This is a genomic window from Erwinia typographi, assembly GCF_000773975.1.
GTDB lineage: Bacteria > Pseudomonadota > Gammaproteobacteria > Enterobacterales > Enterobacteriaceae > Erwinia > Erwinia typographi.
The window spans coordinates 97,757-111,783 of the sequence record NZ_JRUQ01000027.1 but is presented as its reverse complement, the minus strand read 5'-3'; the positions used below and the strand labels follow the sequence as shown (position 1 = coordinate 111,783).

Genomic DNA, 14,027 nt, shown 5'->3' with positions numbered 1-14,027 from the left:
TCAGCCCGGCGCGCCCGCCCGCAGCAACTTCTCAATCGGATAAACCAGCGCCAGCACCACCTCATCCTGCGTCTCTGCCGCCTTATCCAGCTTTGCATGCATTGCGGCGACTTCATTTGCCCCGAACGTCCGGTTCTCCTCCATCGCATCCAGGAGCGACAGCCCCATGCTGCTAACCTCCTGCAACTGCTCCGCCACCGGCCTCAGCGGCTGCAACGGGTAATTCTGCGCCAGTAGCGGCATCACTTCAGGGATATTTTGCTGCCACAGACGCAGCTGATGGCGAATAGCCTGCATGGCCTGACGGTCGCCCCGATTCGCGGTCAGCTTTTCCACCTGAAGATTCAGCTCGCGGATCTTATCGCTTTCCGCTGGCAGCACGTCCGCCAGGCGATTCAGCGGCTCGTTGAGATCGTAATGCCCCGCCTGGAATTTCAGGTGCTGCCGAGTGTAATACTGCGCGGGCTCCAGCGCTTCGGCAAAAATTTGCAGCGGTACGGTGCTGCTGCCGTTCGCCAGGCGGATCATTTGCGTCTGCGCCTGAGCGTGCTGTTGCAGCCCAACCGAGACGGCGGACCAGCTGTCCACAGCCGCCAGCCGCCGATACATATTCTGTTGGTTGGTCACATCCTTCGCTGACCACAGCCGCTCCGCCACCACAAATGCCCTCGGCCACAGGCGCACGTCAATCACCTGTGGATTAACAATTTCCGCCCACAGCGCCGCTTCCCCGCCCAGCAGGTTGTCTTTCATCTGCTGCTCGTCCGGCACGCTCGGCTGAAGGCCGACCGGCACTTCTTTCAGCCTGCTGCCTTGCGCGGGATAGCGAACGTTGCCCACCAGCATATAGCCTGACATTTTATCGTCCGCCAGCAGAACCACCGGGCTGAACTCGCCCATCCAGGTATCGACGGTGAAGGTCACCCGATCCGGGGCCAGCCAGTCAATGTCGCGCACCATTCTGCGCGACTTGCCGGCAAAATCGATAAAGCCGCGCCACTTGCCGTCACGCTCAATCAGCGTGAAGCTGCCTTTAACCGCGCTGCCCTTCAGCCTCGGCATGGTGAACTGCCAGCTCTGCGCCGTATCGTCTTTTTGCAGCCGATCCTGACCGTTCAGCCCAACCGGATAGACTTCATTTCGGTAGTGATAGGAGGCGGGCTGCGCCTGGTCGAGGTAAAACCCGGCGGAAAGAATGCCGCGATAGCCGTTTTTACTGACTTCGCCCAGCGCATCCTGCCCCTGCCAGGACTGGATCAAAATGCTCTTCGGCAGATCGGGATGGGCGATCTCATCCCATCCGAGCATCTGGCGATGGTGCTTTTGCAGGATCTTTTCCACCCGCTGATTGAAATACGCCTGCAAAGCGTGCTCATCCTTCAGCCCTTTTTGCTGCATAAAGGCCTGAATGTGCGGCGACGCTTTCCACTGTGTGGCATCCACCTCATCACCGCCAATGTGCAGCCAGGGATCGGGGAACACCGCCGCAACCTCGCCGACCAGCGTGTCGACAAACTGATAAACCTGCTCGTTGCTGGGATCGAGCAGCGGCTTGAACACGCCCCAGCCACGCTCGATCTGATAAGGCCCCGGCGCGGAGATCAGCTCCGGCATCGCCACCGCCAGCGCGGTGGCATGGCCCGGCAGATCGATCTCTGGCACCACCCGCACGCCGCGATCGGCCGCATAGCGCACGATCTCCCTCATCTGATCCTGGCTGTAGAACAGGCCATCGCTGCCCTTTTCCTGGAGCTGCGGGAAGTGCGTGGAGGCAAAGCGCCAGCCCTGATCGTCAGTCAGATGCCAGTGAAATACGTTCATCCTCGCGGCGGCGATACCGTCAATTTGCCGACGGATCGTCTCCAGCGGCATAAAGTGACGGGCGGAATCGATCAGGATCCCTCGCCACGGAAAACGCGGGCTGTCATGGATCGATACATAGGGAATTCCGCTGTTTTGCCTGCCGTTTTGCACCAGTTGCAGAAGCGTTTCCATACCGCGCATCGCTCCGAAGCGGGTGGCGGCATCCAGCTGTACGCCTGCGCTGCTAACTTTAAGGCTATAGCTTTCGTCGCTGTCCAGCTGCGGCAGAGGGTCAACCCGTCGGGCAATGGTAATCTCAATCGTTGGCTGCGCCTCGTTTGCGTCCTGCGGCAGCATCTGCCAGCCGGTTTGCAGGCCAATCCGCTGACGCCAGCGGTCTACAGCGCCCGGCAGATCGTCGCCTGTAATACGGATGGCAAGCCGGTTATTCAGCGCAAGGCTACCGCCGCCTTTGGGCTGTTCTACCTGCTGGGGCCAGGGCATTAGCGGCAGATTGCCAGCAGGCGTGGCGTGAGCATACAGCGAGACGAAAAGAGAGGTGGAAAGGAGCGACCAGCGCAGAAAACAGGGCATCAAAACTTCTCCATAAGTGTGACGGGCCAAAAAAGGCAAAACATTGATAAAACATAATTCGCTTTACACATCAAGTTACAACTTGCTTAACGAACCAGCAGTCTCTGGTTTTGTGACACCTTGCGAGTTAATGGCTAACCTTAAATAAGAACAACAGCGCGTGATAAGCGCCATCAGTCTGGCCAGACCCTTTAACCTGATAATCAGGATTGAGCAATGACTAACCTTCTCCCGTGGTGGCAAAACGGCGTTATCTATCAAATTTATCCCAAGAGTTTTCAGGACACCACCGGCAGCGGCACGGGCGATTTGGCTGGCGTGGTGCAGCGGCTGGATTATCTTAAAGAGCTTGGCGTAGACGCCATCTGGCTGACGCCGTTCTATATTTCCCCGCAGGTGGACAATGGCTATGACGTGGCGAACTACATCGCCATCGATCCGATCTACGGTACGCTCAACGACTTCGACAGGCTGGTAGAGGAGACTCACCTGCGCGGGATGCGGATCATTCTCGATATGGTGTTTAACCACAGCTCCACCCAGCACCACTGGTTCCACGAGGCGCTGGATCGCGAAAGCCCGTACCGATCCTATTACATCTGGCGCGACGGCGCGCCCAGCCAGCCGCCCAATAACTGGCTGTCGAAGTTCGGCGGCAACGCCTGGCGCTGGCACCCGGAAAGCGCCCAGTACTACATGCATCTGTGGGCGCCGGAGCAGGCCGAACTCAACTGGGAAAACGACAGCCTGCGCGCCGAGCTGAAGCAGATCGTCAACTTCTGGGCGGATCGCGGCATTGACGGGCTGCGGCTGGACGTGGTGAATCTGGTCTCCAAGCATCAGGATTTTCCGGACGATCCGAACGGCGACGGGCTGCGCCTGTATACCGACGGACCGCGTATTCATGAATATATGCAGGAGATGAGCCGCGATGTTTTTCGCCCTCGCGGGCTGATGACCGTCGGGGAGATGTCTTCAGCAACGCTGGAGCACTGCCAGCGCTATGGTTCGCTGGACGGTCAGGAGCTGTCGATGGTGTTCAGCTTCGATCATGTTGAGGTAGATTTTTACAACGGTCAGAAATGGACGCTGACGGCGCTGGATCTGGTGGCGCAGAAGGCGATCTTCAGCCACTGGCAGCAGGGGATGCACAACAAGGCCTGGAACGCGCTGTTCTGGTGTAACCACGATCAGCCGCGCGTGGTGTCACGCTGGGGCGATGAGGATCGCTATCGCGTGCAGTCGGCCAAGATGCTGGCGCTGGTACTGCACGGTATGCAGGGCACCCCTTACATCTATCAGGGGGAAGAGCTGGGGATGACCAATCCGCACTTCACCCGCATCATCGATTACCGCGATATAGAAAGCCATAATATGTACGCCGAGCTGCGCTCTCAGGGGCGCGACAGCGATAATCTGCTGGCGATCCTCGCCAGCAAATCACGCGATAACGGCCGGACGCCCATCCCCTGGAACGCCGCAGAGAACGGTGGGTTTACCAGCGGCACGCCGTGGATTGGCATGTGCGATAATCTGGAGACGATCAATGTTGAAGCCGCGCTGGCCGATAAGGAATCAGTGTTTTACACCTATCAGCGGCTGATCCAGCTGCGTAAGGAGTATGCGATCCTCAGTTGGGGGGATTATCTCGATCTGCTGCCGGATCACCCCTGGCTGTGGTGCTACTGCCGCCGCTATGAGAACCAGACGCTGGTCGTCGCCACTAACTTCAGCGCCGAAACGCAGGTCTGGCATCCTCCGGCCTACAGCGGCCAGTGGGACGTGCTAATCAGTAACTATTCCGATACTCACGTCACGCCGGGTGAAGTGATGCTGCGCCCGTGGGAAGCGGTGTGGTGGTATCAGCGGCGTTAACTCTTCAAACCGGCGCAAACAGCGCGGCCAGATCCTCACTGGTAAACTGAGCGGGCTCGCTGAGCTCATCTTCCAGAATGCTGCCCGCCAGCTCGGCCTTCTGCTCCTGTAGCGCCACGATCTTCTCTTCAATGCTGCCTGCCGCAATCAGTTTATAAACAAAGACCGGTTTGTCCTGGCCCAGCCGGTAAGCGCGATCCGTCGCCTGATTCTCGGCAGCCGGATTCCACCAGGGATCGTAATGGATCACCGTGTCCGCCGCCGTCAGGTTCAGGCCCACGCCGCCCGCCTTGAGGCTTACCAGAAACACCGGCACTTCGCCCTGCTGAAAACGCCGCACCGGCTCGGTTCTGTCCCGCGTGCTGCCGGTTAAGCTGGCATACGGGATGCGGGCCTTATGCAGCTCCTCCGCGATCAGCGAAAGCATGGTGGTGAACTGCGAGAAGATCAGAATGTGGCGATCTTCCGCCAGCAGATCGGTGAGCATTTCCCGCAGCAGCGCCAGCTTGGCCGAGTGTTTAACCTTCAGCGCCTTATCGGTTTTTACCAGCCGGGGATCGCAGCAGATCTGCCGCAGCTTCAGCAGCGCGTCCAGCACCAGCAGATGGCTGCGCCCTGCCCCCTGCTGCTCAACCGCCAGGCGCACACGATCCTGCATCGCGCTGCGCACCGATTCGTACAGTTCGCGCTGGCTCCCTTCCATCTCCACCGAGCGCACAATGGTGTTTTTCGGCGGTAACTCTTTCGCCACTTCCTGCTTGCGCCGCCGCAGCATAAATGGCCTGACGCGCCGCGCCAGCAGCTCCCGACGCACCCGATCGCCGTTACGCTCGATCGGCACGCGCCACTCCTGCGTGAACTGTTTTTCGCTGCCCAGAAATCCCGGCAGCAGGAAATCAAACTGTGACCACAGCTCGCCGAGATGATTTTCCAGCGGCGTGCCGGTCAGACAGAGACGATGGCGGGACTTCAGCGAGCGGATCACCGAGGCGGCGCGCGAAGCGCTGTTTTTCACGTACTGCGCCTCATCCAGGATCAGCAGGTGATAGCTGTGCCCCAGCAGCTGCGGCTGGTCGCGCCACAGCAGCGAATAGGTGGTGATCACCACGTCGTATTTTTCAATGGCGTCATAGAAATCTTTGCGTTCCGGCCCGGTCAGCGCCAGCACCTTCAGACCCGGCGTGAAGCGGCTCGCCTCCTGCGTCCAGTTGTAGACCAGCGTGGTGGGAACGACGATCAGCGCCGGACGATCCAACCTGCCGGCCTCTTTCTCCAGCTGGAGGTGCGCCAGCGTCTGGACGGTTTTACCCAGCCCCATATCGTCCGCGAGCACGCCGGAGAGATCGTGCGCTCGCAGGAACTGCATCCAGTTAAGCCCCTGCTGCTGATAGTCACGCAGCTGCGCGTGCAGCCCCACGGGCGGCCTGACCGGAAGGATGCCCTCGCTGGATCGCAGGCGCTCGGCCAGCTGATGCACGCCGCTGTCGCCAGAGAACTGCCAGCGCCCGGTATCGCTCAGCGCCGTAAGCCTGCCCGCCTCGTAAGGCGCAATGCGCAGCGGCGTATTCATGCCCTGCGCAAACAGATCGATCAGATTGCCCACCAGCGGTTTCATCACGCTGGCACTGATATGCAGACGCTCGTTGCGGTCGCTTCTCAGCTCGATCACTTCCTCATCCGGGATCTGATTGAGGTTGCCGGAGAACCAGCGGCGATCCTTTTGGAACAGTCCGGCCAGCAGCGGCTGCATCCGTAGCTGGCGCTTACCGACGCTGACCTCCAGCTCCAGATTGAACCAGCCATCCTGCCCCTGCACGGCCTTGCCTTCAATGCCCGCAATCTCGGTGATGTTCCAGGTGAAGTCGTCGTCCATGCTGACCTTCCAGCCGCTTTTGCGCAGCTTCGGCAGCTGGGTGCGGATAAAGTCTCGCCACTGAGCGGGCATGTCTGGCGCGAAAATGGACGGCGGCAAAGGAGCCGACTCCGGGGTATAAATATGTCCGGCGGGGATAGTATTCAGCCCGGCCGCGTTGATTTCAGCCAGCCACTCCTGCTCCAGCCCCGTCTGGCGCTGAACCAGAAAGGGCACGCCCTGAGAATCAATGAAACGATCGCCGCTGCTGCCTGCGGCCACCGCGATGCCAGCGTAGTCAAAATGCACTGCGGCAAAATCCAGCCTCTTCTGCCGGTGGCCGTAGCGACCAAAGCCGCTGATAAATTTTGCGCGCGATTCCAGCCGGAGGGTGGGAACTGGTCGGCTTGAGATACGGTGTAAAAGTGGCTCTTCAGGCGTGAGTTCTGGCTGCTGTTGCAGGTTGGCCAGCATCACCGCCGCCACATGGCGACAGTTATTTTTTACCGGGCAGGTACATTCGCCGCTGGCGTGAAGCTTGCCCTGCGGCAGGCTGAAATGGACCATCACCTGGTACGGCTCAATTTTTCTGCCCGGCACTTCGCCGGTCAGCAGATTATTTTGCCACTGAATATTCTGCGCTTTTTCCACCAGGCTTTTTGCTCTGGCGACGGTGCGCGCACCGATCCATCGGCTAACCTGTTTTTCATTGTACGTCACAGAAGACATCAGACAGTATCCCTGGATGACCTGAGCAAAGAGATGTTTGCTCCGCATAACAGGCAATAATATGAATTCCTCGACTATGAATGCAACTCAAGCGCGCCGATCCGGCGACAAAAAATTGGCGATCGCGGCGTATCGGCCCTTCAGAGGATGTCAGATCGCGGGCTTTAATGTTGTCCCAGGCGGCCCCCACATTTCACTATTTTTTTCTGTCCGGGTGACAACCGGCTACGTTTCCCGCTGAGTTTTCCAATCCTTGTCCTACATCAATAAACTCGCTGTTATTTTGCTACAAACACCATATATAGCGCCTATCATGAATTTATATTCAACATATAGATATTCAGGCGAGGAGGGACAAGGTGGCGAGGGTGATAAAAAGAGATGGCTGCAACGTGGCGTTTGACGCAACGCGCATTGGCGAAGCCATTAAAGGAGCAGCGCGCGCGGCGGCCATTGACGATGAGAAATATTGTGCGGAAGTGACCGCGCAGATTTGCCAGCAGCTTCAGCAGCAGGAGAGCCTGGATATTAATGACATCCAGCGTGCGGTAGAAAACCAGCTTATGGCCGGCCGCTACCCTGAGCTGGCGCGCACCTATATCGAATATCGTCACGACCGGGATATCGCCCGGGAACTGCGTGGCAAGCTGAATAAAGCCATTCGCGGGCTGGTCGAGCAAAGCAACCCCGCCCTGCTGAACGAAAACGCCAATAAAGACAGCAAGGTGATCCCTACCCAGCGCGATCTGCTGGCGGGCATTGTCGCTAAGCATTACGCCACGCAGCATATTTTACCGCGCGACGTGGTCATGGCCCACGAGCGGGGCGAGATCCACTATCACGATCTGGACTACTCTCCGTTCTTCCCGATGTTTAACTGCATGCTAATCGACCTGAAAGGTATGCTGACCCACGGGTTTAAAATGGGCAATGCGGAAATTGAGCCGCCGAAATCCATCTCCACCGCCACGGCGGTAACTGCCCAGATCATCGCTCAGGTCGCCAGCCACATCTATGGCGGCACTACCATCAACCGCATTGACGAAGTGCTGGCCCCCTTTGTTGAGGCCAGCCTGGCGAAGCACCATAAAACCGCGCTGAGCTGGCAGATCGCCGATGCTGACGCCTATGCCCGTGAACGGACTGAAAAAGAGTGCTACGACGCTTTCCAGTCGCTCGAATATGAGGTGAACACGCTGCACACGGCTAACGGCCAGACGCCCTTTGTCACCTTCGGCTTTGGCCTCGGCACCAGCTGGTCTGCGCGGCTGGTGCAGCAGTCCGTTCTGCGCAACCGCATTGCCGGATTAGGCAAAAACCGCAAAACGGCGGTCTTTCCCAAGCTGGTCTTTGCCATCAGGCAGGGACTGAACCGCCTGCCCGGCGAACCTAATTATGATATTAAACAGCTGGCTCTGGAGTGCGCCAGCAAGCGCATGTATCCCGATATTCTCAACTATGAACAGGTAGTAAACATCACCGGTTCCTTCAAGACGCCAATGGGCTGCCGCAGCTTCCTGGGCGCGTGGGAAGAGAACGGCGAGCTGGTGCATGAAGGCCGTAACAATATTGGCGTTATCAGCCTGAACCTGCCGCGCATCGCGCTGGAAGCGAAAGGCAATGAAGCGGCCTTCTGGTCGCTGCTGGACAGCCGCCTGGCAATAGCGAAAAAAGCGCTGATGACGCGCATCGCCAGGCTGGAAAACGTCAAGGCGCGCGTCGCGCCAATCCTGTATATGGAAGGCGCCTGCGGCGTGCGGCTGAAGGCCGATGACGATGTGGCGGAAATTTTCCGCCATGGCCGCGCCTCAATCTCTCTGGGCTATATCGGCCTGCATGAAACCATTAATGCGCTTTTCGGTGCTGAAACGCACGTCTATGACGACGAGCGGCTGCGGGCTAAGGCAGTGGCTATCGTCAGCCATCTGCGCAGGGCAACCGACCGCTGGAAGGAGGAAACGGGCTACGGCTTCAGCCTTTACAGCACGCCAAGCGAGAACCTCTGCGATCGCTTCTGTCGTCTGGACGCCGCCGAGTTTGGCGTGGTGCCGGGCGTGACCGACAAGGGCTATTACACCAACAGCTTCCACCTCGACGTCGAGAAAAAGGTAAACCCCTACGACAAAATTGATTTCGAAGCGGCCTATCCGCCGATCGCCAACGGCGGGTTCATCTGCTACGGCGAATATCCCAATATTCAGCATAACCTCAAAGCGCTGGAAGACGTCTGGGACTATAGCTACAGCCGCGTACCCTATTACGGCACCAATACGCCGATTGATGAGTGCTACGAGTGCGGCTTCACCGGGGAATTTTCCTGCACCAGCAAAGGCTTCACCTGCCCTAAATGCGGCAATCACGATGCGGCCAGAGTTTCCGTCACCCGCCGGGTGTGCGGCTACCTGGGCAGCCCGGATGCGCGCCCGTTCAATGCCGGAAAACAGGAAGAGGTAAAACGCCGCGTTAAGCATCTGAGCGGACCGCTGGGATGAATATCCACCAGTATTACCCGGTCGATATTGTGAACGGGCCGGGAACCCGCTGTACGCTGTTTGTCGCCGGCTGCGAACATCAGTGCGTCGGGTGCTATAACAAAAGCACCTGGCGGCTTAACTCCGGGCGGCCCTTTACCGTACAGCAGGAGGAGCAGCTGATTGCCGACCTGAACGACACGCGCATTCCCCGGCAGGGGCTATCCCTGTCGGGAGGCGACCCTTTACATCCGGCAAATGTGTCGGAGGTGCTGAGGCTGGTAAAACGCGTGCGCCGTGAGTGTGAGGGCAAGGACATCTGGCTGTGGACCGGCTACCGGCTTGAGGATCTGAGCGCAGAACAGCAGCAGGTAGTGGCAAGGATTAACGTGCTGGTTGACGGCAAATTTGTCGCCGGGTTGAAAGACCCGGCGCTACCGTGGCGAGGCAGCAGTAACCAGGTCATTCACTATTTACGCTAGTTCGGCTGCTGCATCTTTACAGCAGCAGCCCGCACTACGTGACCAGCGCGGCAGGTGCAGATCATGCCCGCTGCCAGCTTAGTTTTTTGCCGAAGCCCAGCGTGTTATCGGTCATTTTCAGCTCGCTGAGACGGATCTCCCACAGCGGCGCCGGGGCTTTTGCCGCAATCGGGAAGCGTTTCACGTAGGCCTTGCGCGCACGAGCCTCCTCTTCGCCCTGTAACAGCGCTATCCTCCCTGCGTACTGCACGCCCTTAATCAGCATCACGGATTTTGGCTGGCCACTCACCGTACCAGCCACCAGCGGCTCCCTGACCATTAGTGACCCATGACGAGTTTCCGCTTCCGTCATCAGCCAGAAGGCCACCCGCCCTGCGTCATAGACGTAAAAACAGTTGGCGCACCACAAGGGCTGTCCGCTGCAAAGCGACAGCACATGCTGCTTTTTCAGATAGCGGCTGATGCTGTTCAGGTGTTCACTTGCTAACATGGCGCCTCCGCAAAAGACGCTACTTTGCCACATCCGTTGGGGGTTTTGCTATGCTGCAGGCACGGGAATTGAGATGAAGGAAGCTATGAGCCACAGTGAAAGCGCGCCCTGGCGCCTGTATATCCTGCGCACCGCCAGCGGAATGCTGTATACCGGCATAACCAATGATGTGGCGAGGCGGTTTGCGCAGCATCAGTCGGGGAAAGGGGCGAAGGCGCTGCGGGGAAAAGGCCCGCTGGAGCTGCTATTTCACTGCGAAGCGGGCGATCGCTCCAGCGCTTCACGGCTGGAGTATCAGGTGAAACAGCTCAAAAAGCCGGACAAAATCAGGCTGGTTGAGCACCAGCCCGTGTCGTTAAGCCGCTGGCTGGCGGCGCTTAACGCTTAAAAGCGGTTAAACGGCTCAGAGTAGTCAATTTGCCCTTCTGCGCCATTAAATGCATTGTCGTCAAGCTTATAAACCTGAAAAGCGGCCTCGGCACCCGGCCAGCGGCAGCGAAGCTGATGCCTGGCCGCCGGTTCAAAACCGTAGCGTCCATAATAGGCCGGGTCGCCCATCACCACCACGGCGGCGTAGCCAAACTCATTCAGCGTATCCAGCCCTTCGTAGATCAGTTGCTTGCCCAGGCCTTCGCCGCGAATGCTCTGATCTACGGCAAGCGGAGCCAGACCGACCCACTGATTGTCCTCGCCATTCAGGGTGACCGGGCTGAATGCCGCGTAGCCCAGAACCTGGCCCTCGTCATCAGTGGCAACCACGCCGAGCGTCAGCAGGCCATCTTCACGCAGTTGCTGGACCAGCTCGGCCTCTGCGGAAGTCTCAAAACAGCGGCGCAGCAGGCTATCTATGCTGGCCGCGTCCACCCCTATTTCAGTACGAATTAACATGGTGCACCTGCGCGATCCGCCGGGGAATTCGCGTCCTCAGTCAGTCCAGCTTCAACCAGGTCGGCCAGTTGCATCAGGCCAAAACGCAGCGGCGCCGGCATGAATTCAAGCTCAATGGCATCCATCATGTTTTTCACTTCAAGCCCCAGTTCTGTATCCCCTTCAATCACCAAACGGCGCTGGAAAAACAGCATATCAGGATCGAGCCTGCGGGCGGCGACCAGCAGCAGGTCGTTAGCGTCGCCGCGGAACCAGACGTCCGCCTCACTGCGATCGGCTACCCGTAATTTCCCCTGTTCAACAGTCGTTGCCCAGCGCAGTCCCAGGTCGCGGATCTCAATGCCTAACCAGCGCCCCTGCAGAAAGTTTAACTCACCTTCGGCCAGAGCATGATGAAATTGCCAGCTGAGGATCTGCTGCAGCCCCTGTTTTTTCAACATGAACGGCGCAAACTGCAGCGGGATCCGCAGCATTTGCGGGCCCTTACGAACAAGCTGAGCGCGTAATGGGTTCAACACCATCGTGACTCCTATTGAGTAAATTTCGATTATTTTGCCATAACAGCAAAACGTCTTAGCCAGTTGGATCAACAAAGTGTGTGAACTTTCCGAAATTTGTTGGTTAATCTCATCCCATCAATACGCCATTAGCTGCCTTAAATCAAAAATTGTCCTCGCCGGGCTGACTAAACTCAACGTTTGTCCTGTTTATTCGGAATGTCTTTATATGGAACTGCTTTGTCCTGCGGGTAATTTGCCTGCTCTGAAGGCGGCGATTGAAAATGGTGCGGATGCCGTTTATATCGGCTTAAAGGACGACACAAACGCCCGCCATTTCGCTGGCCTCAACTTTACAGAAAAACGCCTGCAGGAAGCGGCCCGTTATGTTCATCAGCATAGACGTAAACTGCACGTTGCGATCAATACTTTTGCCCACCCAGAGGGTTACCAGCGCTGGGAACGTGCGGTGGATATGGCCGCAGATGCCGGGGTTGACGCGCTGATCCTCGCGGACATCGCGATGCTGGAATATGCTGCCCATCGCTATCCGCACATTGAGCGTCACGTCTCCGTACAGGCTTCGGCGACCAACGCGGAGGCGGTCAATTTCTATCAGCGTCATTTTGACGTCGCTCGCGTCGTGCTTCCCAGGGTGCTTTCTATTCACCAGGTTCGCCAGCTTGCCCGCGCCACCACCGTGCCGCTGGAAGTTTTCGCCTTTGGCAGCCTGTGCATCATGGCCGAAGGCCGCTGTTATCTCTCTTCTTATCTGACCGGTGAATCGCCGAATACCGTCGGAGCCTGTTCCCCGGCGCGCTTTGTTCGCTGGCAGCAGACTGCTTCGGGGCTGGAATCCCGGCTGAATGAGGTGCTGATCGACCGCTATGCGGCCGATGAGAATGCTGGTTACCCCACGCTGTGCAAGGGGCGCTACAAGGTTGGGGATGTGCCGTACCACGCGCTCGAAGAGCCGACCAGCCTGAATACGCTGGAACTGCTGCCGGCCCTGCTGGCGGCCAATATCGCCTCGGTGAAAATTGAGGGGCGTCAGCGCAGTCCGGCCTACGTTGCCCAGATAGCCCGCATCTGGCGGCAGGCCATTGACCGCTGCAAGGCAGACCCTGAACAATTTTCCGCCCAGCAGAGCTGGATGAATGCGCTTAGCGCACTCAGTGAAGGTACGCAGACAACGCTGGGTGCCTATCACCGCGACTGGCAATAAGGATTTCCATGAAATATGCTTTAGGGCCGGTGCTATGGTACTGGCCAAAAGAGACGCTACAGGCGTTTTATCAGGCGGCGGCAGACAGCCAGGCCGACATCATTTACCTCGGCGAAGCCGTTTGCAGCAAACGCCGGGCGACGAAAAATGCCGACTGGCTGGCGATGGCGAAAGAGCTGGCGAACAGTGGAAAGCAGGTGGTGATCAGCACGCTGGCGCTGCTCCAGTCCCCTTCGGAACTGATTGAGCTGAAAAAATATGTCGATAACGGCGATTTTCTGATTGAAGCCAACGATATGGGCGCGGTCAATATGGCGTCCGAGGCCGGGCTGCCGTTCGTCGCCGGTCATGCGTTGAACTGCTACAACGCCGTTACGCTGCGTCTGCTGCACAAACTGGGCATGGTGCGCTGGTGTATGCCGGTGGAGCTGTCGCGCGAGTGGCTGGCTAATTTGCTGACGCAGTGTGACGAATTGGGAATTCGCGGGCAGTTTGAGGTGGAGGTGCTGAGCTATGGTCATCTGCCTCTGGCATACTCCGCGCGCTGCTTTACCGCCAGAGCGGAAAACCGCGGCAAAGATGACTGCCAGACCTGTTGCATTAACTACCCTCAGGGCAGAGCGCTGCGCTCCCAGGAGGATCAGCAGGTGTTTGTGCTTAACGGCATTCAGACCATGAGCGGCTACTGCTACAACCTGGGCAATGATTTGATCTCAATGCAGGGGCTGGTCGACATTGTCCGTCTCTCGCCCGAGGACCAGGGCACGCTGGCGACGCTCGACGCGTTCCGCAACAATGAAACAGGCAAGCATCCATTACCTCTGCTTGCCCGCCAGCAGTGCAACGGCTACTGGTGGAAGGTCGCCGGACTGGAGCTGGTTAGCTAGCATCAGAGCGGGCTATCGGCCCGCTCTCTCTCGCCAATAAAGACAGTTTTAATCTGTGGACCAATGAGTAATACTGGTCTGACAACCCTGTCATGAACGTACGCCCATGGGTTGGCAGGTCGGCCCGCCTGACCACGACAGGGTAAAAGTGCTTCAAACTGCCAATCCTGCTGAGAAAAATTCCTTCAGGATAGATATTTGTATTGGCGCTAATCCGCCCATCGAATAAGTGAG

Annotated in this window: 11 protein-coding genes; 6 read left to right on the top strand and 5 right to left on the bottom strand. The window is 58.1% G+C overall.

The genetic code is table 11. The features are described 5' to 3' along the window. Window positions 1–2,397: a beta-N-acetylhexosaminidase gene (locus NG99_RS07835; RefSeq protein WP_034890541.1), complete on the bottom strand. Its 2,397-nt coding sequence runs from the start codon at window positions 2,395–2,397 to the stop codon at window positions 1–3. A gap of 216 nt (window positions 2,398–2,613) precedes the next feature. Here NG99_RS07835 and treC point away from each other — a divergent pair, with 216 nt between their 5' ends. Further along, window positions 2,614–4,272, top strand: a complete 1,659-nt coding sequence (gene treC / locus NG99_RS07830; protein ID WP_034890539.1) for an alpha,alpha-phosphotrehalase — start codon at window positions 2,614–2,616, stop codon at window positions 4,270–4,272. A 4-nt stretch (window positions 4,273–4,276) separates the two neighbouring features. On the opposite strand, the gene NG99_RS07825 is transcribed toward treC, so the two are convergent. Beyond that, entirely contained in the window at window positions 4,277–6,853 is a 2,577-nt protein-coding gene (locus tag NG99_RS07825; RefSeq protein WP_034890536.1) for a DEAD/DEAH box helicase, read from the bottom strand. A gap of 359 nt (window positions 6,854–7,212) precedes the next feature. On the opposite strand from NG99_RS07825, the gene nrdD reads away from it, so the two are divergent. Then, complete coding sequence (gene nrdD, locus NG99_RS07820) at window positions 7,213–9,345, top strand: anaerobic ribonucleoside-triphosphate reductase (RefSeq protein WP_034890534.1); 2,133 nt, start codon at window positions 7,213–7,215, stop codon at window positions 9,343–9,345. After that, window positions 9,342–9,806, top strand: coding sequence for an anaerobic ribonucleoside-triphosphate reductase-activating protein (nrdG, locus tag NG99_RS07815; RefSeq protein ID WP_034890532.1), 465 nt, complete (start codon window positions 9,342–9,344; stop codon window positions 9,804–9,806). Before nrdD ends, nrdG begins: the two co-directional genes overlap by 4 nt. A gap of 61 nt (window positions 9,807–9,867) precedes the next feature. Here the strand turns inward: nrdG and NG99_RS07810 are convergent, their stop codons facing one another. Beyond that, a complete protein-coding gene (locus NG99_RS07810) occupies window positions 9,868–10,296 on the bottom strand; it encodes a YhbP family protein (protein WP_034890530.1) in 429 nt (142 codons plus the stop codon). A 73-nt stretch (window positions 10,297–10,369) separates the two neighbouring features. Between NG99_RS07810 and NG99_RS07805 the strand changes: the two genes are divergently transcribed. After that, window positions 10,370–10,684 carry a GIY-YIG nuclease family protein gene (locus NG99_RS07805; RefSeq protein WP_232298236.1) on the top strand — a complete coding sequence of 105 codons (315 nt, stop codon included), beginning with the start codon at window positions 10,370–10,372 and terminating at the stop codon, window positions 10,682–10,684. Here the strand turns inward: NG99_RS07805 and NG99_RS07800 are convergent. Together NG99_RS07800 and ubiT are read right to left on the bottom strand one after the other, a co-directional pair. Beyond that, window positions 10,681–11,184 carry a GNAT family N-acetyltransferase gene (locus tag NG99_RS07800; protein WP_034890526.1) on the bottom strand — a complete coding sequence of 168 codons (504 nt, stop codon included), beginning with the start codon at window positions 11,182–11,184 and terminating at the stop codon, window positions 10,681–10,683. The two genes, NG99_RS07805 and NG99_RS07800, sit on opposite strands and share 4 nt — an antisense overlap. Beyond that, a complete protein-coding gene (gene ubiT, locus NG99_RS07795; RefSeq protein WP_052130609.1) occupies window positions 11,178–11,705 on the bottom strand; it encodes a ubiquinone anaerobic biosynthesis accessory factor UbiT in 528 nt (175 codons plus the stop codon). Before ubiT ends, NG99_RS07800 begins: the two co-directional genes overlap by 7 nt. Window positions 11,706–11,910: 205 nt before the next feature. On the opposite strand from ubiT, the gene ubiU reads away from it, so the two are divergent. Continuing rightward, a complete protein-coding gene (gene ubiU, locus NG99_RS07790; protein ID WP_034890523.1) occupies window positions 11,911–12,906 on the top strand; it encodes a ubiquinone anaerobic biosynthesis protein UbiU in 996 nt (331 codons plus the stop codon). Window positions 12,907–12,914: 8 nt separating this feature from the next. Further along, window positions 12,915–13,793 (top strand): U32 family peptidase, encoded by an 879-nt coding sequence (locus tag NG99_RS07785; protein WP_034890520.1) that lies wholly within the window; start codon window positions 12,915–12,917, stop codon window positions 13,791–13,793. Window positions 13,794–14,027 lie beyond the last annotated feature (234 nt).

Coding starts and splice junctions, on each gene's coding strand:
- nrdG (WP_034890532.1), top strand. CDS start 9,342: ATGAATATCCACCAGTATTACCCGGTCGATATTGTGAACGGGCCGGGA.
- NG99_RS07810 (WP_034890530.1), bottom strand. CDS start 10,296: ATGTTAGCAAGTGAACACCTGAACAGCATCAGCCGCTATCTGAAAAAG.
- NG99_RS07825 (WP_034890536.1), bottom strand. CDS start 6,853: ATGTCTTCTGTGACGTACAATGAAAAACAGGTTAGCCGATGGATCGGT.
- ubiU (WP_034890523.1), top strand. CDS start 11,911: ATGGAACTGCTTTGTCCTGCGGGTAATTTGCCTGCTCTGAAGGCGGCG.
- NG99_RS07785 (WP_034890520.1), top strand. CDS start 12,915: ATGAAATATGCTTTAGGGCCGGTGCTATGGTACTGGCCAAAAGAGACG.
- ubiT (WP_052130609.1), bottom strand. CDS start 11,705: ATGGTGTTGAACCCATTACGCGCTCAGCTTGTTCGTAAGGGCCCGCAA.
- NG99_RS07835 (WP_034890541.1), bottom strand. CDS start 2,397: ATGCCCTGTTTTCTGCGCTGGTCGCTCCTTTCCACCTCTCTTTTCGTC.
- NG99_RS07805 (WP_232298236.1), top strand. CDS start 10,370: ATGAAGGAAGCTATGAGCCACAGTGAAAGCGCGCCCTGGCGCCTGTAT.
- NG99_RS07800 (WP_034890526.1), bottom strand. CDS start 11,184: ATGTTAATTCGTACTGAAATAGGGGTGGACGCGGCCAGCATAGATAGC.
- treC (WP_034890539.1), top strand. CDS start 2,614: ATGACTAACCTTCTCCCGTGGTGGCAAAACGGCGTTATCTATCAAATT.